The organism is Paracidovorax cattleyae (assembly GCF_900104515.1).
GTDB classification, from domain to species: Bacteria; Pseudomonadota; Gammaproteobacteria; order Burkholderiales; family Burkholderiaceae_C; genus Paracidovorax; species Paracidovorax cattleyae.
This window is the reverse complement of record NZ_FNJL01000001.1, coordinates 166,732-187,357: the sequence shown is the minus strand read 5'-3', so window position 1 is coordinate 187,357 and position 20,626 is coordinate 166,732. Positions and strand designations below refer to the sequence as shown.

Annotated in this window: 22 protein-coding genes; 11 read left to right on the top strand and 11 right to left on the bottom strand. The window is 67.1% G+C overall.

Features of this window, described 5'->3' with window-relative positions; all coding sequences use genetic code 11:
- Positions 1 to 21 precede the first annotated feature (21 nt).
- The 7 genes from leuD to grpE all read right to left on the bottom strand — a co-directional run bounded on the left by leuD (position 22) and on the right by grpE (position 7,323).
- The gene (gene leuD / locus BLR05_RS00890) at positions 22 to 675 is read right to left on the bottom strand and encodes a 3-isopropylmalate dehydratase small subunit (protein ID WP_092831816.1); all 654 of its coding nucleotides are present in this window, start codon (positions 673 to 675) and stop codon (positions 22 to 24) included.
- Positions 676 to 709: 34 nt separating this feature from the next.
- The gene (locus BLR05_RS00885; protein ID WP_092831815.1) at positions 710 to 835 is read right to left on the bottom strand and encodes an entericidin A/B family lipoprotein; all 126 of its coding nucleotides are present in this window, start codon (positions 833 to 835) and stop codon (positions 710 to 712) included.
- A 2-nt stretch (positions 836 to 837) separates the two neighbouring features.
- A complete protein-coding gene (gene leuC / locus BLR05_RS00880; protein ID WP_092831814.1) occupies positions 838 to 2,259 on the bottom strand; it encodes a 3-isopropylmalate dehydratase large subunit in 1,422 nt (473 codons plus the stop codon).
- Between the two features lie 45 nt (positions 2,260 to 2,304).
- Positions 2,305 to 3,240, bottom strand: coding sequence for a LysR family transcriptional regulator (locus tag BLR05_RS00875; protein ID WP_092831813.1), 936 nt, complete (start codon positions 3,238 to 3,240; stop codon positions 2,305 to 2,307).
- Between the two features lie 172 nt (positions 3,241 to 3,412).
- Complete coding sequence (dnaJ, locus tag BLR05_RS00870) at positions 3,413 to 4,549, bottom strand: molecular chaperone DnaJ (protein WP_013593699.1); 1,137 nt, start codon at positions 4,547 to 4,549, stop codon at positions 3,413 to 3,415.
- Between the two features lie 108 nt (positions 4,550 to 4,657).
- Complete coding sequence (gene dnaK / locus BLR05_RS00865) at positions 4,658 to 6,625, bottom strand: molecular chaperone DnaK (protein ID WP_092831812.1); 1,968 nt, start codon at positions 6,623 to 6,625, stop codon at positions 4,658 to 4,660.
- 128 nt (positions 6,626 to 6,753) lie between these two features.
- Positions 6,754 to 7,323: a nucleotide exchange factor GrpE gene (gene grpE / locus BLR05_RS00860; RefSeq protein ID WP_092831811.1), complete on the bottom strand. Its 570-nt coding sequence runs from the start codon at positions 7,321 to 7,323 to the stop codon at positions 6,754 to 6,756.
- 237 nt (positions 7,324 to 7,560) lie between these two features.
- On the opposite strand from grpE, the gene rpsF reads away from it, so the two are divergent.
- The 5 genes from rpsF (at position 7,561) to dnaB (ending at position 10,648) form a co-directional block, all read left to right on the top strand.
- Positions 7,561 to 7,938 carry a 30S ribosomal protein S6 gene (rpsF, locus tag BLR05_RS00855; RefSeq protein ID WP_011794371.1) on the top strand — a complete coding sequence of 126 codons (378 nt, stop codon included), beginning with the start codon at positions 7,561 to 7,563 and terminating at the stop codon, positions 7,936 to 7,938.
- 22 nt (positions 7,939 to 7,960) lie between these two features.
- Complete coding sequence (gene priB / locus BLR05_RS00850; RefSeq protein ID WP_092831810.1) at positions 7,961 to 8,257, top strand: primosomal replication protein N; 297 nt, start codon at positions 7,961 to 7,963, stop codon at positions 8,255 to 8,257.
- A 19-nt stretch (positions 8,258 to 8,276) separates the two neighbouring features.
- Positions 8,277 to 8,558, top strand: coding sequence for a 30S ribosomal protein S18 (gene rpsR, locus BLR05_RS00845; protein ID WP_011794373.1), 282 nt, complete (start codon positions 8,277 to 8,279; stop codon positions 8,556 to 8,558).
- A gap of 12 nt (positions 8,559 to 8,570) precedes the next feature.
- Positions 8,571 to 9,023 (top strand): 50S ribosomal protein L9, encoded by a 453-nt coding sequence (rplI, locus tag BLR05_RS00840; RefSeq protein WP_092831809.1) that lies wholly within the window; start codon positions 8,571 to 8,573, stop codon positions 9,021 to 9,023.
- Positions 9,024 to 9,226: 203 nt separating this feature from the next.
- On the top strand, positions 9,227 to 10,648 hold the full coding sequence (gene dnaB, locus BLR05_RS00835) for a replicative DNA helicase (protein ID WP_092831808.1): 1,422 nt from the start codon (positions 9,227 to 9,229) through the stop codon (positions 10,646 to 10,648).
- A 27-nt stretch (positions 10,649 to 10,675) separates the two neighbouring features.
- Here dnaB and BLR05_RS00830 read toward each other — a convergent pair whose 3' ends face one another.
- From BLR05_RS00830 to BLR05_RS00815, 4 genes are all read right to left on the bottom strand, one after another.
- Positions 10,676 to 11,083, bottom strand: coding sequence for a hypothetical protein (locus BLR05_RS00830; protein ID WP_092831807.1), 408 nt, complete (start codon positions 11,081 to 11,083; stop codon positions 10,676 to 10,678).
- A 3-nt stretch (positions 11,084 to 11,086) separates the two neighbouring features.
- The gene (locus BLR05_RS00825; RefSeq protein WP_092831806.1) at positions 11,087 to 12,913 is read right to left on the bottom strand and encodes a PhoH family protein; all 1,827 of its coding nucleotides are present in this window, start codon (positions 12,911 to 12,913) and stop codon (positions 11,087 to 11,089) included.
- A 170-nt stretch (positions 12,914 to 13,083) separates the two neighbouring features.
- Positions 13,084 to 13,569 (bottom strand): peroxiredoxin, encoded by a 486-nt coding sequence (locus tag BLR05_RS00820; RefSeq protein ID WP_011794378.1) that lies wholly within the window; start codon positions 13,567 to 13,569, stop codon positions 13,084 to 13,086.
- 147 nt (positions 13,570 to 13,716) lie between these two features.
- Entirely contained in the window at positions 13,717 to 14,094 is a 378-nt protein-coding gene (locus tag BLR05_RS00815) for an Mth938-like domain-containing protein (RefSeq protein WP_092831805.1), read from the bottom strand.
- A 199-nt stretch (positions 14,095 to 14,293) separates the two neighbouring features.
- On the opposite strand from BLR05_RS00815, the gene BLR05_RS00810 reads away from it, so the two are divergent.
- From BLR05_RS00810 to BLR05_RS00785, 6 genes are all read left to right on the top strand, one after another.
- Positions 14,294 to 15,523, top strand: a complete 1,230-nt coding sequence (locus BLR05_RS00810) for a pyridoxal phosphate-dependent aminotransferase (protein ID WP_092831951.1) — start codon at positions 14,294 to 14,296, stop codon at positions 15,521 to 15,523.
- Between the two features lie 95 nt (positions 15,524 to 15,618).
- A complete protein-coding gene (locus BLR05_RS00805) occupies positions 15,619 to 16,953 on the top strand; it encodes a homoserine dehydrogenase (RefSeq protein ID WP_092831804.1) in 1,335 nt (444 codons plus the stop codon).
- Positions 16,953 to 18,482 carry a threonine synthase gene (locus BLR05_RS00800; RefSeq protein ID WP_092831803.1) on the top strand — a complete coding sequence of 510 codons (1,530 nt, stop codon included), beginning with the start codon at positions 16,953 to 16,955 and terminating at the stop codon, positions 18,480 to 18,482. Before BLR05_RS00805 ends, BLR05_RS00800 begins: the two co-directional genes overlap by 1 nt.
- A 40-nt stretch (positions 18,483 to 18,522) precedes the next feature.
- Positions 18,523 to 19,077, top strand: coding sequence for a molybdopterin-guanine dinucleotide biosynthesis protein B (gene mobB, locus BLR05_RS00795; RefSeq protein WP_092831802.1), 555 nt, complete (start codon positions 18,523 to 18,525; stop codon positions 19,075 to 19,077).
- Positions 19,074 to 20,333, top strand: coding sequence for a molybdopterin molybdotransferase MoeA (locus tag BLR05_RS00790; RefSeq protein WP_092831801.1), 1,260 nt, complete (start codon positions 19,074 to 19,076; stop codon positions 20,331 to 20,333). Before mobB ends, BLR05_RS00790 begins: the two co-directional genes overlap by 4 nt.
- On the top strand, positions 20,330 to 20,617 hold the full coding sequence (locus BLR05_RS00785; RefSeq protein WP_092831800.1) for a MoaD/ThiS family protein: 288 nt from the start codon (positions 20,330 to 20,332) through the stop codon (positions 20,615 to 20,617). The genes BLR05_RS00790 and BLR05_RS00785 overlap by 4 nt, the downstream gene beginning before the upstream one ends.
- Positions 20,618 to 20,626 lie beyond the last annotated feature (9 nt).

Genomic DNA, 20,626 nt, shown 5'->3' with positions numbered 1-20,626 from the left:
TGCGAAGAAGGTCTCGGGGCATCAGGCCGGCATGGTGTGGGCGAGCCAGGGCTTGGTGGCCAGCCGCTCCGCCTCGAAGGCGCGGATCTTGTCGGCCTGGCGCAGCGTGAGGCCGATGTCGTCGAAGCCGTTGAGCAGGCAGTACTTGCGGAAGGCGTTCACCTCGAACGGGATCTCCTCGCCCTGGTTGTGCACGATGACCTGGCGCTCCAGATCGACGGTCAGCTCGTAGCCCGGGAAGGCATGTACCTCGTCGAACAGGCGGGAGACCGTGGCCTCGGGCAGCACGATGGGCAGCAGGCCGTTCTTGAAGCTGTTGTTGAAGAAGATGTCGGCGAAGCTGGGCGCGATGATCGCGCGGAAGCCGTACTGGTCCAGCGCCCAGGGGGCGTGCTCGCGGCTCGATCCGCAGCCGAAGTTCCTGCGGGCCAGCAAGATGGAAGCGCCCGCGTAGCGCGGCTGGTTCAGCACGAAGTCGGGATTGGGCTTGCGGGCCGATTCCGGAACGCCGGGCTGGCCCGGCTGGTCCAGGTAGCGCCATTCATCGAACAGGTTGGGGCCGAAGCCGGTCTTCTTGATCGACTTCAGGAACTGCTTGGGGATGATGGCGTCGGTATCGACGTTCTCGCGGTCCATGGGGGCCACGAGGCCTTTGTGGAGGGTGAATTTCTGCATGGCAGGTGTCCGTTGCGTTTCGGTTCGGATCGGATTACTTGGCGGCGCGCTCGATGGCGCTGCCGGCGCGCTGCACGTCCTGGCCCATGCCCTTGACGGTGTTGCAGCCGGCCAGCAGCAGGCCCAGGGCCAGCGCGGACAGGGCGGTGAGGGTTTTCATGGTCAGGCGAACCTGCGGATGTCCACGAAGTGCCCGTGCACCGCGGCGGCGGCGGCCATGGCGGGGCTGACCAGGTGGGTGCGCCCGCCCGCGCCCTGGCGGCCTTCGAAGTTGCGGTTGCTGGTGGAGGCACAGCGCTCGCCCGGCTCCAGGCGGTCGGCGTTCATGGCCAGGCACATGGAGCAGCCAGGCTCACGCCACTCGAAGCCCGCGGCCTTGAAGACCTGGTCCAGGCCCTCGCGCTCGGCCTGCTCCTTCACCAGGCCCGAGCCGGGCACCACCATGGCCACCTTGATGTTCCCTGCCACCTTGCGGCCCAGCTTCTTCACCACGGCAGCGGCTTCGCGCATATCCTCGATGCGGCTGTTGGTGCAACTGCCGATGAACACCTTGTCCACGAAGATGTCGTTCAGCGGCTTGCCGGGCTCCAGCGCCATGTAGGTCAGCGCGCGCTCCATGGCGCTGCGCTTGTTCGGGTCCTTTTCCCTGTCGGGATCGGGCACGCTGGCGTCCACGCCCAGCACCATCTCGGGCGAGGTGCCCCAGGTGACCTGCGGAACGATGTCGGCACCGTTGAGCGTGACCACGGTGTCGAAGTGCGCATCGGCATCCGAGTGCAGCGTCTTCCAGTAGGCGACGGCCTGGTCCCATTCGACGCCGGTGGGGGAGAGCGGCCGGTTCTTCACGTACTCGATGGTCTTGTCGTCCACCGCCACCAGGCCCGCACGGGCGCCGGCCTCGATGGCCATGTTGCACACGGTCATGCGGCCTTCCATGCTGAGTGCGCGGATGGCGGGGCCCGCGAACTCGATGGTGTAGCCCGTGCCGCCGGCCGTGCCGATCCTGCCGATGATGGCCAGCACGATGTCCTTGGCCGTCACGCCGGGGGCGACCTGGCCCTCCACGCGGATCAGCATGTTCTTCGCCTTCTTGGCCAGCAGGGTCTGCGTGGCCATGACGTGCTCGACCTCGCTGGTGCCGATGCCGTGCGCCAGGGCGCCAAACGCGCCGTGCGTGCTGGTGTGGCTGTCGCCGCAGACCACGGTCATGCCGGGCAGGGTCGCACCGTTCTCGGGGCCGATGACGTGCACGATGCCCTGCCGCTTGCTCATGAACGGGAAGAAGGCGGCGGCGCCCACTTCGGCGATGTTCTTGTCCAGCGTGGTGATCTGCTCCTTGCTGATCGGATCCTCGATGCCGTCGTAGCCGCGCTCCCAGCCGTTGGTGGGCGTGTTGTGGTCGGCCGTGGCGACGATGGAGCTGACGCGCCAGACTTTGCGTCCGGCCTGGCGGATGCCCTCGAACGCCTGCGGGCTGGTCACTTCGTGCACGAGGTGGCGGTCGATGTAGAGGATGGCCGTGCCGTCATCTTCGGTATGGACGACGTGCTCGTCCCAGATCTTGTCGTAGAGGGTGCGTCCCATGGTGTGTTCTCTCGTGGGCTGGTTCAGGGTGGGGATGGGTGGATTCTAGGAAGAGGTCCTGCGTTCCGGCGGCGCCAGATGGTCGGCCAGCAGCCGCGCCGTCACGGGCAGGCTGCCGAAGTCGCGCGCGACGAGACGGAGCGAGCGCTCCGCCCAGGGTTCGTCCAGCAGGACCGGCTGCAGCCGTCCCACGCCGCGCATCAGCGCGAAGGCCCGGTCGGGAAGCAGCCCGATGCCCAGGCCGTTGTCGATCATTCGGCACATGGCGTCCAGGCCCGTGACCTGGATGCGCTGGCGCAGGGGGCGCCCGGCACGCGCGGCGCCGCGGCGCATGGCCAGGCTGATGCTGCTGTTGGCCTGCAGGCCGACGATGTCCCAGTCGAGCACATCCTCGAACCGGACCGCAGGCCGCCCGGCCAGCGGATGCCCCTCGGGCACCACGAGCGCCAGCCGGTCGCTGCGGTAGGGGCGGCTCTGCAGTTCCTGCGGCTCGGAACCGTCGCCGGTGTGGCACAGGCCCAGGTCGGCCGCGCCTTCGCGCACGGCATGCAGGACGTCGGGGCTCAGATGCTCCTGCAGATCGATCTTGACCTGGGCATGCTCCCTGGCAAAGGCCCCGAGGTCCTCGGGCAGGAACTGCACGATGGCGGAAATGTTCGCGTGCACCCGCACGTGGCCGCGCACGCCATCGGCGTATTCGCTCAGTTCGCCCTGCATGCGCTCCAGCCCGAAGAGCACGGTGCGCGCGTGGTGCAGCAGGCTTTCGCCGGCGGGCGTCAGTGTCACGCCCCGGCTGTGCCGGTACAGCAGCGCGGAGCCCACGGCCGCTTCGAGATCCGAGAGGCGCTTGCTGACCGCGGACGCGGCGATGAATTCGCGCTCTGCGGCCCGCCCGATGCTGCCCAGTTCGCAGACGGCCACGAACAGCTGCAGCGAGGTCAGGTCGATGCGGCGCGCGAAGTGGCGGTCGGGGTTTTTCATGGGTAGGGCATATGGCTTCTTCGAAAGAGAAGCCTTGAAGGGATTGTCCTCTGGATGCTTGTGCCCAGTCATCGCGAAACGCGACGTCGCACATCGCGATGGGGGACACCGGGGCGCAAAAAAAGCCGCCCGGCGCGGTGCGCGGGGCGGCCTGCAGTGGATAGGGCAGCGATCAGGTGAAGAGGTTCTTCAGCCGGTCGGTCCAGCTCTCGCCGCTGGGCGAGTGCTTCGCTCCCCCCTTCTTGAGGGATTCGTCCAGCTCGCGCAGCAGCTTGCGCTGGTGTTCCGTCAGCTTGACCGGCGTCTCGACCACGATGTGGCAGTACAGGTCGCCGGGGTAGCTGGAGCGCACGCCCTTGATCCCCTTGCCGCGCAGCCGGAACTGCTTGCCGGCCTGGGTGCCTTCCGGGATGTCGATGGCCGCCTTGCCCTGCAGCGTGGGTACTTCGATCTCGCCGCCCAGGGCTGCGGTGATGAAGCTCACAGGCACCTGGCAGTGCAGGTCGTCGCCGTCGCGCTCGAAGATCTCGTGCTTCTTCAGGCGGATCTCGATGTAGAGGTCGCCCGGAGGCCCGCCGTTGGTGCCCGGCTCGCCGTTGCCGACGCTGCGGATGCGCATGCCGTCGTCGATGCCGGCGGGAATCTTCACTTCCAGCGTCTTCTGCTTCTTGACCTTGCCCTGGCCGTGGCAGGTAACGCATGGCTCGGGAATGATCTTGCCCGTGCCGCGGCAGTGCGGGCAGGTCTGCTGCACGCTGAAGAAGCCCTGGCGCATCTGCACCGTACCCGTGCCGGAGCAGGTCGTGCAGGTCTTGGCACTGGTGCCGGGCTTGGCGCCGCTGCCGTGGCAGGTCTCGCAGTTCTCCCAGGTGGGAATGCGGATCTGCGCTTCCTTGCCCTTGGCGGCTTCCTCCAGCGTGATGTCCATCGCGTAGCTGAGGTCGTTGCCGCGATAGACCTGCCGCCCGCCGCCGGCGCCCCGCCGGCCGCCGAACATGTCGCCGAAGATGTCGCCGAACGCTTCCGCGAAACCGCCGAAGCCTTCCGCGCCCGCGCCGCCGGGGCCGCGCATGTTGGGATCCACGCCGGCGTGCCCGAACTGGTCGTAGGCCGCGCGCTTCTGCGGATCGGAGAGCATCTCGTAGGCCTCCTTGGCCTCCTTGAACTTCTCCTCGGCCGGCTTGGCGGCATCACCCTGGTTGCGGTCGGGGTGGTGCTTCATCGCCAGCTTGCGATAGGCCTTCTTGATCTCTTCGTCCGAGGCGTTCTTCGGAACGCCCAGGACTTCGTAAAAGTCTCGTTTGGACATGGTGTTTCCGGGTCCTTTGGGAACACGAACGCCGCGCAGGCCCTTGGGGGAAAGGGCCCGGCGCGGCGGCTAGGGAAGGCACGCGCCCGGTGGGTGCGCGCGGCGTCGTCAGCCCTTCTTGACTTCCTTCACTTCGGCGTCCACCACGTTGTCGTCGTGCGGTGCCGAGGACGACGTGCCACCTGCGGAAGATGCTGCCTGGCCTGCGGCCGGGCCGGCTTCCGCGCCGGCACCCGCCGCGGCGGCGGCTGCCTGCGCATCGGCGTACATCTTCTCGCCGAGCTTCTGGCTCGCGGACATCAGGGCATTCGTCTTTTCCTCGATCGCGGCCTTGTCCTCGCCCTTGAGAGCAGCCTCGAGGTCCTTCACCGCGGCCTCGATCTTTTCCTTCTCGCCGGCCTCGAGCTTGTCGCCGTGTTCGGACAGGCTCTTGGTCACGCTGTGGACCGCGGCCTCGCCCTGGTTGCGGGCCTGCACCAGCTCGAGCTTCTTCTTGTCGTCGGCGGCGTTGAGCTCGGCGTCCTTCACCATCTTCTGGATCTCGTCCTCGGACAGGCCCGAGTTTGCCTTGATCGTGATCTTGTTCTCCTTGCCCGTGCCCTTGTCCTTGGCGCTCACGTGCAGGATGCCGTTGGCATCGATATCGAAGGTCACTTCGATCTGCGGCACGCCGCGGCCGGCCGGCGGAATGCCTTCCAGGTTGAACTCGCCCAGCAGCTTGTTGGCGCTGGCGATCTCGCGCTCGCCCTGGAACACCTTGATCGTCACCGCCGGCTGGTTGTCGTCGGCCGTGGAGAAGGTCTGCGCGAACTTCGTCGGGATCGTGGTGTTCTTCGTGATCATCTTGGTCATCACGCCGCCCAGGGTCTCGATGCCCAGCGACAGCGGGGTGACGTCCAGCAGCAGCACGTCCTTGCGGTCGCCCGAGAGCACCTGGCCCTGGATGGCGGCCCCGACGGCCACGGCCTCGTCGGGGTTCACGTCCTTGCGCGGCTCCTTGCCGAAGAATTCCTTGACCTTCTCCTGCACCTTGGGCATGCGGCTCATGCCGCCGACCAGGATCACGTCGTGGATGTCGGACACGCTGATGCCGGCATCCTTGATGGCCGTGCGGCAGGGGGCGATGGTGCGCTCGATCAGCTCTTCCACCAGGCTTTCCAGCTTGGCGCGGGTCAGCTTGATGTTCAGGTGCTTCGGACCCGATGCATCAGCCGTGATGTAGGGCAGGTTGATGTCGGTCGCAGCGGAGGAGGACAGCTCGATCTTGGCCTTCTCGGCGGCTTCCTTCAGGCGCTGCAGGGCCAGCACGTCCTTGGACAGGTCCACGCCTTGCTCTTTCTTGAACTCGGCAATGATGTAGTCGATGATGCGCTGGTCGAAGTCCTCGCCGCCCAGGAAGGTGTCGCCGTTGGTGGACAGCACTTCGAACTGCTTCTCACCATCGACATCGGCGATCTCGATGATGGAGACGTCGAACGTGCCGCCGCCCAGGTCATAGACGGCGATCTTGCGGTCGCCCTTTTCCTGCTTGTCGAGGCCGAAGGCCAGGGCTGCGGCCGTGGGCTCGTTGATGATGCGCTTGACGTCCAGGCCCGCAATGCGGCCGGCGTCCTTGGTGGCCTGGCGCTGGGCGTCGTTGAAGTACGCCGGCACCGTGATCACGGCCTCGGTGACGGGCTCGCCCAGGTAGTCCTCGGCAGTCTTCTTCATCTTGCGCAGCACTTCGGCGCTGATCTGCGGCGGGGCCAGCTTGTTGCCGCGCACTTCCACCCAGGCGTCGCCGTTGTCGGCCTTGGCGATCGTGTAGGGCATGAGGTCGATGTCCTTCTGGACTTCTTTTTCCTCGAACTTGCGGCCGATCAGGCGCTTGGCGGCGTAGATGGTGTTCTTGGGGTTCGTCACGGCCTGGCGCTTGGCCGAGGCGCCAACGAGGATCTCGCCGTCTTCCTGGTAGGCGATGATGGACGGGGTGGTGCGGGCACCTTCGCTGTTCTCGATCACGCGGGTGGTATTGCCCTCCATGATGGCGACGCAGCTGTTCGTGGTGCCGAGGTCGATGCCGATGATTTTTCCCATGTTTTTCTCCGCGATTCTTGAAGGATTTGGATAGCCAGTAACTTGTGGATAACTTGTCCGGCTTCAAGCCGTCGGCCCGGGGAATTTGTTTCCGCGGCGTGCCGGGGGGCGAGGGCCGGAAGAGGGCGTCACTTCGGTGCCGCCACCGTGACGAGGGCCGGGCGCAGCACGCGGTCGGAGATGACGTAGCCGCGCTGCAGCACGGCCACGATGGTGTTGGGTTCCTGCTCGGCGGGCACCATGCTGATGGCCTGGTGCTGGTGGGGGTCGAACTTCTCGCCGGCGCCCGGATGGATCGCCAGCACCTTGTTGCGCTCGAGGGCGGAGGTGAGCTGGCGAAGCGTGGCGTCGGTGCCCTCGCGCAACTGCTCGATCGTGGCGTCCTTGATGGCGAGCGCCGCCGTCAGGCTGTCGGCCACCGGCAGCAGGCTTTCGGCGAAGCTCTCGATGCCGAACTTGCGGGCCTTGGAGACTTCCTCGTCCGCGCGGCGGCGGGCGTTCTCGGCCTCGGCCTTGGCGCGCAGGAACTGGTCGGCGAGCTCGGCGCTCTTGGCTTTGAGCTCGGCCAGCTCGTTCTGCAGGCGGCCCAGCTCGTCCGCCGCATGCGCGGCCATGGCCGCCTCCACGGCTTCGGGGCTGTCGGACGGGGACGCCGGCGCTGCGGCGTTCTGGGGGGCTGAATGCTGTTGATCGGACATGTCGGTTGTTCTGGTGTAGGTGAATGAACGATGACGCACGGCACCTGGGTGCAAAGAGAGGGATTTCAAGCGAAGTCCCGCCAAATTCCGGCATCTGCCTCCCGGACCGGGGGCGGAGCGCACATGCTGGCGCCAGGAGTGTACAAGCCGGCGAGGGTGGCGCTATAATCGCCGGCTTTGCCTTGCCACACTGCTTCACCTGACGCGGCGGGTGGCTCATCCCAGAAGGAGAAATGCATGCGTCACTACGAAATCATCTTGCTGATCCACCCGGATCAAAGCGAACAGGTCCCAGCCATGCTGGAGCGCTACAAGGGCATGATCACCGCCGGCGGCGGCAAGATCCACCGCGTGGAAGACTGGGGCCGCCGCCAGCTGGCCTACATGATCAACAAGCTCGCCAAGGCCCACTACCTGTGCGTGAACATCGAGGCCGACCAGGCCGTGATGGCTGAACTGGAGCATGCCTTCAAGTTCAACGACGCCGTGCTGCGCCATCTGACCGTCGTGAAGAAGAAGGCCGAGACCGGCGCTTCCTCGATGATGAAGACTGTCGAGCGCGAAGAGGCCCGCAAGGCCAGCCAGGCCGAGTTCGCCGCTGCCAACGAGCGCTGATCCGACCGCTTCCCCGGGAGCTGTGGAACCCCGCAACAGCGTGACGCTGACGGCCTGCATCGCGGAGACCAAACCTCTGCGGTACACACCGGCCGGCCTGCCCGCCCTGGACCTGAAGCTCGAGCACGGCTCGAAGCAGTCCGAGGCAGGCGTGCAGCGTGATGTCGCGGCAGTTGTGAAAGCGGTGGCTTTCGGCGCATTGGCCGAACGCCTCGCCCGGCAGGCACTGGGCAGCCTCTGGACCTTCCAGGGCTTCCTCGCCACGCCGCGCAACGCCAAGGGTCTGGTGTTCCACGTCCAGGACATTCAACAAGATTAATTTTCAAGAGGCTTCCCAAATGGCCACGTTCAAGAAGTTCAACAAGGACAAGCGTCCGAAGCGCAACACCCAGTCGCTGCTGTTCAAGCGCAAGCGTTTCTGCCGCTTCACGGTCGCCGGCGTCGAAGAGATCGACTACAAGGATGTCGACACGCTGCGTGACTTCATCGCCGAAAACGGCAAGATCATCCCCGCGCGCCTGACCGGCACGCGCGCCATCTACCAGCGTCAGCTGAACACCGCCATCAAGCGTGCGCGCTTCCTGGCCCTGGTGCCCTACAGCGACCAGCACAAGATCTGAGGAGCAAGAGCCATGCAAATCATCCTGCTCGACAAAGTCGTCAACCTCGGCAACCTCGGCGAAATCGTCAAGGTCAAGGACGGCTACGCACGCAACTTCCTGATCCCCTCGGGCCGCGCACGCCGCGCCACCGAAGCCAACAAGGCCGAGTTCGAAGCCAAGCGCGCCGAACTCGAAAAGGCTGCAGCCGCCAAGCTGGCGGAAGCCCAGGGCCAGGGCGAGAAGCTCGGCGGCACGAACGTCAAGCTGACGCAGAAGGCCGGCGTGGACGGCCGCCTGTTCGGTTCCGTCACCAACCATGACATCGCCGAAGAGCTGAACAAGCAAGGCTACCAGGTCGCCAAGTCACAGGTCCGCCTGCCCAACGGCCCGATCAAGACCGTGGGCGACTCCACGGTGAGCGTGGCCCTGCACACCGACGTGGTGGTGGAAGTCACCGTGTCCGTGTACGGCGAAACCGCCTGACGCGACGCAGCGCGCAAGGGTTTGTCTCCTGCCGCCGGCGCAAGCTGGCAAAGGCCGCCTTCCGGGCGGCTTTTGCGTTTCTGGCGCGGCATTCCATGCACCGCCCGTCCACCGGCTGTGAACGGCTTGTCCACAGACTTGTCCCCTGACCGATAGCCTTCCCGTGCGTTGCGGCGCGTGGGCTGCCCCAAGGATCGATTGCCATGAGTTCCGACTTCCCCCCCATCCTTGAGTCCGATTTCGCACCCGCGGCCCCGGTCGACCAGGAGGTGGCCCGGCTGCGCGTGCCGCCGCATTCCCTGGAAGCCGAATCCAGCGTGCTCGGCGGCCTGCTGCTCGACAACATGGCCTGGGACCGGGTAGGTGACCTGCTGGTGGATGGCGACTTCTACCGGCACGAGCACCAGCTGATCTATTCGGCCATCGGCAAGCTCGTCAATGCGAGCAAGCCGGCGGACGTGATCACGGTCTTCGGGGAACTGCAGACCCTGGGCAAGGCCGAGGAGGTGGGCGGGCTGGCCTATCTCAACAACCTGGCGCAATACGTTCCCAGCGCCACCAACATCCGGCGCTACGCGGAGATCGTGCGCGAGCGCTCCATCCTGCGCAAGCTGGTCACGGCGAGCGACGAGATTTCCACGACGGCCTTCAACCCCAAGGGAAAGACGGTCGAAAAGATCCTGGACGAGGCCGAATCCAAGATCTTCGCCATCGGGGAGGAGGGCTCGCGCAACAAGCAGGGCTTCCAGTCGCTGGACACCCTCGTGGTGGACCTGCTGGACCAGGTGCAGGAGATGGCGGACAACCCGATGGACGTGACCGGCGTGCCGACGGGCTTCGCCGACCTGGACCGCATGACCTCGGGCCTGCAGGCGGGCGACATGATCGTGCTGGCTGCCCGCCCTTCCATGGGCAAGACCTCGTTCGCCGTGAACATTGCCGAGCACGTGGCGCTGAACGAAGGGCTTCCCGTGGCCATCTTCTCGATGGAAATGGGCGCCGCCCAGCTGGCCGTGCGTATCGTGGGCTCGATCGGCCGCGTGAACCAGGGCAACCTGCGGACCGGCAAGCTGACCGACGAGGAATGGCCGCGCCTGACCGAGGCCATCGAGCGCCTGCGCACCGTGTCGCTGCACATCGACGAAACGCCGGGCCTCACCCCGGGGGAATTGCGGGCCAATGCCCGCCGCCTGGCCCGCCAGTGCGGCAAGCTCGGCCTGATCGTGGTGGACTACCTGCAGCTCATGAGCGGCTCCGGTTCCGCCAGCGCCGACAACCGGGCGACGGAGCTGGGCGAGATCTCGCGGGGGCTCAAGATGCTGGCCAAGGAACTGCAGTGCCCGGTGATCGCGCTCTCGCAGCTCAACCGATCGGTGGAGCAGCGTACCGACAAGCGCCCCATGATGTCCGACCTGCGCGAATCCGGCGCCATCGAGCAGGATGCGGACATCATCATGTTCATCTACCGCGACGACTACTACAACAAGGACTCCAAGGAGCCCAACGTGGCCGAGGTCATCATCGGCAAGCAGCGGAACGGCCCCACCGGCACGGTGAAACTGTTCTTCCAGAAGAACCAGACGCGGTTCGAGAACCTCGCCATGGGGGCGGGCGACGATTTCTGACGCCGGCCCGGGCCGGGCCGCCCCGCCCTACGCCCTGGCGACGGTATAGACCAACGTCCCCAGCAGCACCACGCCCAGCACCCCGCAGGCCACCGCCAGCCGCTGCGCGCCGGTGCGCAGCGCGCTCACAGTGGCGACGAGCTGGGCGTTCTGCTGGGCCAGTTGCTCGATGACCTCCAGGGCCTGGCGCTGCGACTGCTCCAGCGCCTGCACCTGGTCCTCCAGGGCGCCGATGCGCTGCAGGGCCAGTTCCTGTGGCGACGGGGCGCCGGATGCCGCCAGGCGTGCGGCTTCCTCGTCCGCCTGTGCCTGTTCGGCCTCCCGGGCTCCCCTGCTGCGCAGCAGCCCCTTCGCCGCCTTGATGAGCTGCGGGGAGGCCTCGATCACCTTGTCCCACGGGACGAGCTGCAGGGCGGTGATCCAGCTGATGGCCATGCGTCAGAGCACCTCGCTGGCGAAGTCCGCAAGGCGCGAGCGCTCGCCGCGTGCCAGGGTGATGTGCCCGCTGTGCGGCCAGCCCTTGAAGCGGTCCACCGCGTAGGTAAGGCCGGAGGAGCCTTCGGTCAGGTAGGGCGTGTCGATCTGCGCGAGGTTGCCCATGCAGATGATCTTGGTGCCCGGGCCCGCGCGTGTAATCAGGGTCTTCATCTGCTTGGGCGTCAGGTTCTGTGCCTCGTCGATGATGACGTACTTGTTCAGGAAGGTGCGGCCGCGCATGAAGTTCATGCTCTTGATCTTGATGCGGCTGCGGATGAGCTCGTTGGTGGCGGCGCGGCCCCATTCGCCGGCGTTGCCGCCGTCGCCCTTGGCCAGGAATTCGAGGTTGTCGTCAAGGGCGCCCATCCAGGGGCCCATCTTCTCCTCCTCGGTGCCGGGCAGGAAGCCGATGTCCTCGCCCACGCTCACGGTGGCGCGGGTCATGATGATCTCGGTGTAGCGGCGCTCGTCCAGCACCTGCGTGAGGCCCGCGGCGAGGGCCATCAGGGTCTTGCCCGTGCCGGCCGTGCCGGTGAGCGTGACGAAATCGACCTCCGGGTCCATCAGCAGGTTCATCGCGAAGTTCTGCTCGCGGTTGCGCGTGTTCACGCCCCAGACGGTGTTCTTTGCCGAGCCGTAGTCCTTGAGGGTCTGCAGCACGGCGGTCTTGTCGCGGATCTCGGTCACCCGCGCGAACAGGCTGGGCTCGCCCGGGGCCTCGAAATAGACGAACTGGTTGATCATGAGCTGCGGCACGATGGGCCCGCCGATGCGGTAGTACGTGTGCGCTCCGTTTTGCCAGCTCTCGACGTTCTTGCCGGTCTTCGTCCAGAAATCGGTCGGCAGCGCCAGAACGCCGGAGTACAGCAGGTCGCCGTCTTCCAGTGCCTTGTCGTTCTGGTAATCCTCGGCGGTGAGGCCGAGTGCGCGCGCCTTGACGCGCATGTTGATGTCCTTGGACACCAGCACGACCTCGCGCGGCGCGTATTTGTTGCGCAGGGCTTCCACCACGCCCAGTATCTGGTTGTCGGCCTTGCCGGGCGGCAGGCTCGTGGGCAGCCGATAGTCCAGCGGCTCGGTCTGGAAGTACAGGTTGCCGCCGGCGGCACGCTGGCCCGTGGCGTCGAGCTTCAGGCCGCGCGCGATGTCCGCGCCCTGGGTGGCGGCAAGCTGGTCGAGCGTGCGGCTTGCCTGCCGACCGTTGCGGGCGACCTCGGTCATGCCCTTCTTGTGGCCGTCGAGCTCCTCCAGCACGATCATGGGCAGGAAGATGTCGTGCTCTTCGAAGCGGAAGAGGCTGGTCGGATCGTGCAGCAGGACGTTGGTGTCCAGCACGAACATCTTCGTGGGGCCGGTGCCCCGGCCCTTGCGCGGCCGGGCAGCCGCCTCGGGTGCCGGAGCGACGGCGCGTGCAGGGGCCGTCTCGCGCAGCGTCTGTGGCACGGGTGGCTGGACGGGGGGCGCCGCCGTGGCTGGAGCGGGGCGCTTTGCGCCTCGGCGGGAGGTGCTGTCCGTTGCGGCGGGCGCGGGGGCTACGGGTGCCGGGGCCGGTTCCGCGGCGGGAGTGGATGCGGAACGCTTGCGGCCGGTACTGCCGGCAGCGTCGCGGGCGGTGCTCCTGGCGGTCTTGCGCGGTGTGGGGACGCCATCGGCCGGCAGCGCTGTCAGGCTGGCTTCCTCGAGGGGGTCCTCGGTCTGCGGGTCTTCCATGCGGGATTTGGCGGTGGCGCGAAAGGCATCCGGAGATAGCAGGGCGGCGCGTTTCGTCGGTGCGGGGGGCAGGGGCATGGTGCGGGCCTCGGGAAGACGGGACAGGGGTCAGAAAGCAAAAAGCCGCCTGGAGACCGAGGCGGCTTTGTAGGGGTGTGGGAGCGTTGCGTCGTGCAGCAGCATTGAAACCATTATGCACGGTTGCCGTGGCACTCCCGGCATGCCGCGCGCGACGCGGCTGTAGGCGCTTATGCCGCCTTCTTGAGGGCCTTGATGGATTTCACGGCCTTGAGCACCTCGTCCACGTGGCCGGGCACCTTGAGGCCGCGCCATTCCTGGACCAGTACGCCATCGGGACCGATCAGGAAGGTGCTGCGCTCGATGCCCTTGACCTTCTTGCCGTACATGATCTTGTTCTTGACCACGCCGAACATGTGGCACATCTTCTCTTCGGTGTCGGCGATGAGTTCGAAGGGCAGTTCCAGCTTTTCCTTGAAGTCGTCGTGGGACTTCATGTTGTCGCGCGACACGCCGAACACGGCAGCGCCGGCCTGGGCGAAATCCTCGTACTTGTCGCGGAACTGCATGGCCTCGGTGGTGCAGCCGGGGGTATTGTCCTTGGGGTAGAAGTACAGGATCAGAATCTGGCCGAGGTGCGATGTGTTGGAGACCTTGATGCCACCGGTCGCGTTGGCTTCGAATTCGGGAAGGGGTTTGTTGACAACGATCGCCATGGCACTTCAATCTTTGATGTAGTCGTTGAAAAGCCGGAGGAGTTGTGTTTTATTGCTCTTGGAAGGCCCCCGACCGCAACCCGTAATTTTACCTTGAAACGGACTCTTTCGCGAATCGCAGGTCTGTAACCAAGATCCACGCGCGTTTCACGCCTTGGATTCCAGCAGCAGCGCGGCGACCACGTGGCGGCCTTCACCGGCCAGGATGTTGTAGGTGCGGCAGGCCGCCTGGGTGTCCATGGTCTCCAGGCCGATGCGCCGGGCCATGAGGGGCCGCAGCCAGGCCGGCGGCGGGAACCGGTTGCGCTGTCCGCTGCCGAAGATGATCACTTCGGCGTCGAGCTCCGCGAGCAGCGCGAAATGCTCGGCCGTGAGGTCCTCGAAGCGGTTGCAATGCCATTCCCGCCGTTCGCCCCGTGAGCCGATCACCACGCTGCCGGTGAGCTTTTCCCCATCGACCGCGACCCAGTCCGGGCCATAGGCGCTGATGGTCTGGGTTTCGGAGCGGTCGGGCTGGAATTTCATGGGGAGGAGCGCCTTCGGGAATGCGGTGTGGGCCGATACGGCGCCCGGCGGAACAGGGCGGGGATCCACCGTGGAACTGTGGTCAAATTATAGGTTTCGCCAGAGGCTGCGCCGCCTGGCGGGGTATCGGGGAGCGTTCCCCGGCGCCTTCCCGTTCACTCTTCCTGGTCCCGGGTGTGCGCCCGGGGCCTTTCGCATGATGAAGACGATCCACAAGTCCGCGAAGCTGAATAACGTTCTCTACGATGTGCGGGGCCCGATCGTGGATGCGGCCAAGCAGATGGAGGACGAGGGCCAGAAGATCATCAAGCTCAACATCGGCAACCTCGCGCCGTTCGGCTTCGATGCCCCCGAAGAGATCCAGCAGGACATGATCCGCAACCTGCCCAATTCCGCAGGCTATTCGGACAGCAAGGGCATCTTTGCCGCGCGCAAGGCCGTGATGCACTACAGCCAGCAGCAGGGCGTGAAGGGCGTCACGCTCGACGACATCTACCTGGGCAACGGCGCGAGCGACCTGATCACCATGGCCACCAACGCGCTGCTCGACGACGGCGACGAGCTGCTGGTGCCCGCGCCCGACTATCCGCTGTGGACCGCGGCGGCGAGCCTGTCCGGGGGGCGGCCGGTGCACTACCTCTGCGACGAGGCGAACGGCTGGATGCCGAACCTCGAGGACATCCGCGCCAAGATCACGCCGCGTACCAAGGGCCTGGTGGTCATCAACCCGAACAATCCCACGGGCGCGCTCTATTCCGACGAGCTGCTGCGCGAGCTCGTGCAGATCGCGCGCGACCATGGCCTCGTGCTGCTGGCCGACGAGGTGTACGACAAGGTGCTCTACGATGGCGAGCGCCATACCGCGATGGCGAGCCTATCGACCGACGTGCTCACGCTCACCTTCAATTCGCTCTCCAAGGCCTACCGCTCCTGCGGCTACCGCGCCGGATGGATGGTGGTCTCGGGCAACAAGGCCGTGGCCCGCGACTACATCGAGGGCATCAACATGCTCGCCAACATCAAGCTGGGCTCCAACGTGCCCGGGCAGTGGGCGATCCAGACCGCCCTGGGCGGCTACCAGAGCATCAACGACCTGGTCCGCGAAGGTGGGCGCCTGTGCCGGCAGCGCGACCTGGCCTACGAACTGATCTCGGCGATTCCGGGCGTGAGCTGCGTGAAGCCCAAGGCGGCGCTGTACATGTTCCCGCGCCTCGACCCGGCCATGTACCCCATCGCCGACGACCGCCAGTTCTTCATGGAAGTGCTGCGCGCCACCCGCGTGATGCTAGTGCAGGGCTCGGGCTTCAACTATCCCGACCAGCAGCATTTCCGCATCGTGTTCCTCCCGCACGAGGACGACCTGCGCGAGGCCGTCGGCCGCCTGGCGGATTTCCTGGCGCTCTACCGCCAGAAGCACGCGGCCGCGTGATGCGCAGCGGCGCCCCGTCCCTACCGAGTTCCAACCATCGCCGGCAGCGCACCACATCCCCGCGTTGCGGCACCTTCTGACTGAGATTTTCGACCATGAAACCGATCCAAGTGGGCCTGCTGGGCATTGGCACCGTCGGCAGCGGCGTGTTCAACGTGCTGCGACGCAACCAGGAGGAGATCCGCCGCCGTGCGGGCCGCGGCATCGAGATCGCCATGGTGGCGGACCTCGATGTGGAGCGCGCCCGCGCCGTCGCCGGCAGCAGCGTGCAGGTGGTGGACGACGCGCGCGCCGTGATCGCCAATCCGGACATCGACATCGTCGTGGAGCTGATTGGCGGCTACGGCGTGGCCAAGGCGCTCGTGATGGAAGCCATTGCGGCCGGCAAGCACGTGGTCACGGCCAACAAGGCACTGCTGGCGGTGCATGGCACCGAGATCTTCGCGGCCGCGTCCGCCAAGGGCGTGATGGTGGCCTTCGAGGCCGCGGTGGCCGGCGGCATCCCGATCATCAAGGCGCTGCGCGAGGGCCTGACGGCCAACCGCATCCAGTGGATCGCCGGCATCATCAACGGCACGACGAACTTCATCCTCTCGGAGATGCGCGACAAGGGACTCGACTTCGACGCGGTGCTCAAGGAGGCGCAGCGCCTGGGGTACGCCGAGGCCGACCCGACCTTCGACATCGAAGGCGTGGATGCGGCGCACAAGGCCACGATCATGAGCGCCATCGCGTTCGGCATTCCGGTGCAGTTCGACAAGGCGTACGTGGAAGGCATCACCAAGCTCGCCGCGGCGGACATCCGCTATGCCGAGCAGCTCGGCTACCGCATCAAGCTGCTGGGCATCGCCAAGCGGCGCGAGGGCGGTGTGGAACTGCGCGTGCACCCGAGCCTGGTGCCGTCCAAGCGCCTGATCGCCAACGTGGAGGGCGCGATGAATGCCGTCGTGGTGCAGGCCGATGCGGTGGGCACCACGCTCTACTACGGCAAGGGCGCGGGCAGCGAGCCCACGGCCAGTGCCGTGATCGCCGACCTAGTGGACATCGCCCGCCTGGCTTCCGCCGACCCCGGACACCGCGTGCCGCACCTGGCCTTCCAGCCGAACACGCTCGACGAGGCGCGCGACGCGCTGCCCGTGCTGCCCATGGCCGAGGTGGTCACGAGCTACTACCTGCGCCTGCGCGTGGCCGACGAGGCCGGCGTGCTCGCCAAGGTGACGGGCCTGCTGGCCGGCGCAGGCATCAGCATCGATGCCGTGCTGCAGCGCGAGGCCGACGAGGTGGGCGGCGAGGGCGCCACGCACACCGACCTGATCATCCTCACGCACGACACGCGCGAGGGTACGATGAACGAAGCGATCGCGCAGATGCAGGCCCTGCCCACGGTGCTGGGGTCGATCGTGCGTGTCCGCAAGGAGGAGCTGAACTGATGCGATACCTCTCCACCCGCGGCCACGCGGACCGCAAGAGCTTCTGCGAGATCCTGCTCGAAGGCCTCGCGCCCGACGGCGGGCTGTACCTGCCCGAGCACTATCCGCAGATCGACGGCGCGGCGCTCACGCGGCTGCGCGCGGCCTACCACGAGCAGGGCTATGCGGAGCTGGCGTTCCAGATCCTGTCGCTGTACATCGACGACATCCCGGCGGCCGACCTGAAGCGCCTGTGCGAGAAGACGTACACGGCCGAGGTGTTCGGCACGGGCGAAATCGTGCCGCTGCGCCACCTGGAGAACAGCCTGTGGCTGGAGGCGCTGTCCAACGGCCCCACGCTGGCGTTCAAGGATATGGCGATGCAACTGCTGGGCAACCTGTTCGAGTACGAACTGGGCCGGCGCGGCGAGGAGCTGAACATCCTGGGCGCGACCAGCGGCGACACCGGCAGCGCGGCCGAGTACGCGATGCGCGGCAAGCGCGGCATCCGCGTGTTCATGACGAGCCCCCACGGCCGCATGAGCGCATTCCAGCAGGCGCAGATGTTCAGCCTGCAGGATGCGAACATCTTCAACATCGCCATCGAGGGCGTGTTCGACGACTGCCAGGATATCGTCAAGGCCGTGAGCAACGACCTGGAGTTCAAGCGCCGTTTCAAGATCGGCACGGTGAACTCGATCAATTGGGCGCGGCTGCTCGCCCAGGTGGTGTACTACTTCGCGGGCTACTTCCAGGCCACCGAGAACATGGCCCCCACGCTCGGCACTGGCGTGTCCTCGCTGCCCCCCGAGGGGGCTGGTTCACCTGGGGACGGCCCGGCGGCGAACCGCAACGACCAGAAGGTCAGCTTCACGGTGCCCTCGGGCAATTTCGGCAACGTTTGCGCGGGCCACGTGGCGCGCATGATGGGCCTGCCCATCGACAGGCTCGTGGTGGCGACCAACGAGAACGACGTGCTCGACGAGTTCTTCCGCACCGGCATCTACCGCGTGCGCGGCAGCGCCGATACGCACGAGACGTCCAGCCCGTCGATGGACATCAGCAAGGCCAGCAATTTCGAGCGCTTCGTGTTCGATCTGCTGGGCCGCGACGCGGAGGCCACGCGCCGGCTGTTCGGCGAGGCCGTGGTGCGCGAAGGCCGTTTCGACCTGAGCAGTGATCCGCGCTTCGCCGAGGCCGCATCGCGCTACGGCTTCGTGAGCGGGCGCAGCACGCATGCGGACCGCATCGCGACCATCCGCGACACCTTCCAGCGCTTCGGCATCACGATCGACACGCACACCGCCGACGGCGTGAAGGTGGCGCGCGAGCACACCGAGCCGGGCGTGCCGATGCTGGTGCTGGAAACCGCCCTGCCGATCAAGTTCGCCGAGACGATCCAGGAGGCGCTGGGCCATGCCCCCGAGCGCCCCGCGAAGTTCGACGGCATCGAGCGCCTGCCCAAGCGCGTGCAGGTGATGCCGGCCGACGTCGATCTGGTCAAAGCCTACATCACGCGCCATTGCGACGGGACGGCCGCGGCGGCCTGACGCCCGGGCCCGGCCCGCGGCACATCCACGAAGGGCTTGCATGAAAGTCGTCGGTTTCGCCGGTTTCTCCAACAGTGGCAAGACCACGCTCGTGGAGCGGCTCATTCCGCTCATGCGCGCGCACGGGCTGCGGGTGTCGGTGGCCAAGCATGCCCACCACCGGTTCGACATCGACCGGCCTGGCAAGGACACGTGGCGGCACCGCACGGCGGGCGCCTACGAGGTGGTGGCCTCGTCCGACCTGCGCATGGCGCTCATGCGTGAATACGAACAGCCGGCGGAGCCGGTGGTGCACGACCTGATCGCCCGCCTGGATGCCTCCGTGGACTGGGTGTTCGTCGAAGGCTTCAAGGAGAGCGACCTGCCCAAGATCGAAGTGTGGCGTTCGCCGTCCGGCGACTATCCTGACCAGCCCCTGCGGTTCCCCCACGATCCCCGCATCGTGGCCGTGGCGGCCGATGTGCCGGGCGAGCGCTTGCCGCTGCCGCCCGGTGCGCTTCCGGTTTTCGATGTGCACGCGCCGGCTGTGCTGGCCGACTGGCTGTGCGCCAGCGGCGAGCTCTGGGCGTATTGCGGCCCGGAGGCCCGGGCATGAACGCCGCGGCCACACCCTCCCGGCCGCCGCTCAAGCCGCTGGAGGATGCGCTGGCGGAACTGCTCGCCCAGGCCAGCCCGCTTGAAGGCTCGGACGAGGTGGACACTTTCGAGGCCGACGGCCGTGTGCTGGCGGCCGATGCGGTGTCGCCGCTGAGGGTGCCGCCCCACGACAACAGTGCCATGGATGGCTATGCCGTGCGCCGGGCGGACGTCGCAGCGGCGGGTGCCTCCCTGGCCATCGAATTGCCGGTCTCCCAACGCATTGCGGCCGGTTCCGCACCGCAGCCGCTGCAGCCGGGCACGGCCGCGCGCATCTTCACGGGCGCGCCCCTGCCGCCCGGTGCCGATGCCGTGTGCATGCAGGAGGACTGCGAGGCGCTCGATGGCGGCGCGCGCGTGCGCATCCAAGCCGTGCCCCAGCCGGGCCAGTGGGTGCGCCGTGCGGGCGAGGACATCGAGGCCGGCGCGACGGTGCTGCCAGCCGGCTCGCGGCTCACGCCGGCCGCGCTGGGACTGGCGGCCAGCATCGGCCTGGCCCGGTTGCGCGTGGCGCGCCGGCCCCGCGTGGCGCTGTTTTCCACGGGCGACGAGCTGGTGATGCCCGGCGAGGTGCCGCCGGAGCACATGCCTGCCGGCGCCATCTACAACAGCAACCGTTTCTTCCTGCGCGCGATGCTCCTGCGCCTGGGCTGCGATGTGTCGGATTTCGGCATCGTGCCCGACCGGCGCGACGCCACGGAACAGGCACTGACCGGCGCCGCCGCGGCGCACGACCTGGTGCTCACCAGCGGAGGCGTGTCGGTGGGCGAGGAGGACCATGTGAAGGCTGCCGTGGCCACGCTCGGGCGCATCGACCTCTGGCAGGTGGCGCTCAAGCCGGGCAAGCCGTTCGCCTATGGCCGCATCGGCGAGCGCGTGCATTTCATGGGGCTGCCGGGCAACCCGGTGTCGAGCCTCGTGACCTTCGTGATCCTCGTGCGGCCGTTCCTGCTGCGTCTGCAGGGCGTGCAGGATGTCGTACCGCGCGCCGTGGAAGCGAGGGCGAATTTCCACTGGCCGAGGGCCGACAAGCGGCGCGAGTTCCTGCGGGTGCGCCGCGATGCCGGCGGCGGACTGGAGCTGTTCCCGAACCAGGGCTCGGGCGTGCTGACTTCTGCGGCCTGGTGCGATGGGCTGGTGGACAACCCGCCGGGCCGCACCATCGCCCGTGGCGACATGGTGCGCTTCATCCCCCTGTCCGATCTGCTCGCATGACCTCCGGCACGACCCGTTCATCCTTTCCGGCCGTGAGGGTCATCGTGCGGTATTTCGCGTCCATCCGCGAGGCCGTGGGGCAGGGCAGCGAGACCCTGTCCACGCAGGCCGGCACGGTGGGCGCACTGCGCGATGCGCTGATCGCGCGCGGCGGGCCGTGGGCGGAAAGCCTGGCGCGCGGACGCGCTGTGCGCACGGCGCTGGACCAGGTGCTGTGCTCCGAGGACACCCCGCTGCCGGACGGTGCCGAGGTCGCGTTCTTCCCCCCCGTGACGGGCGGATGAGCCTGACCG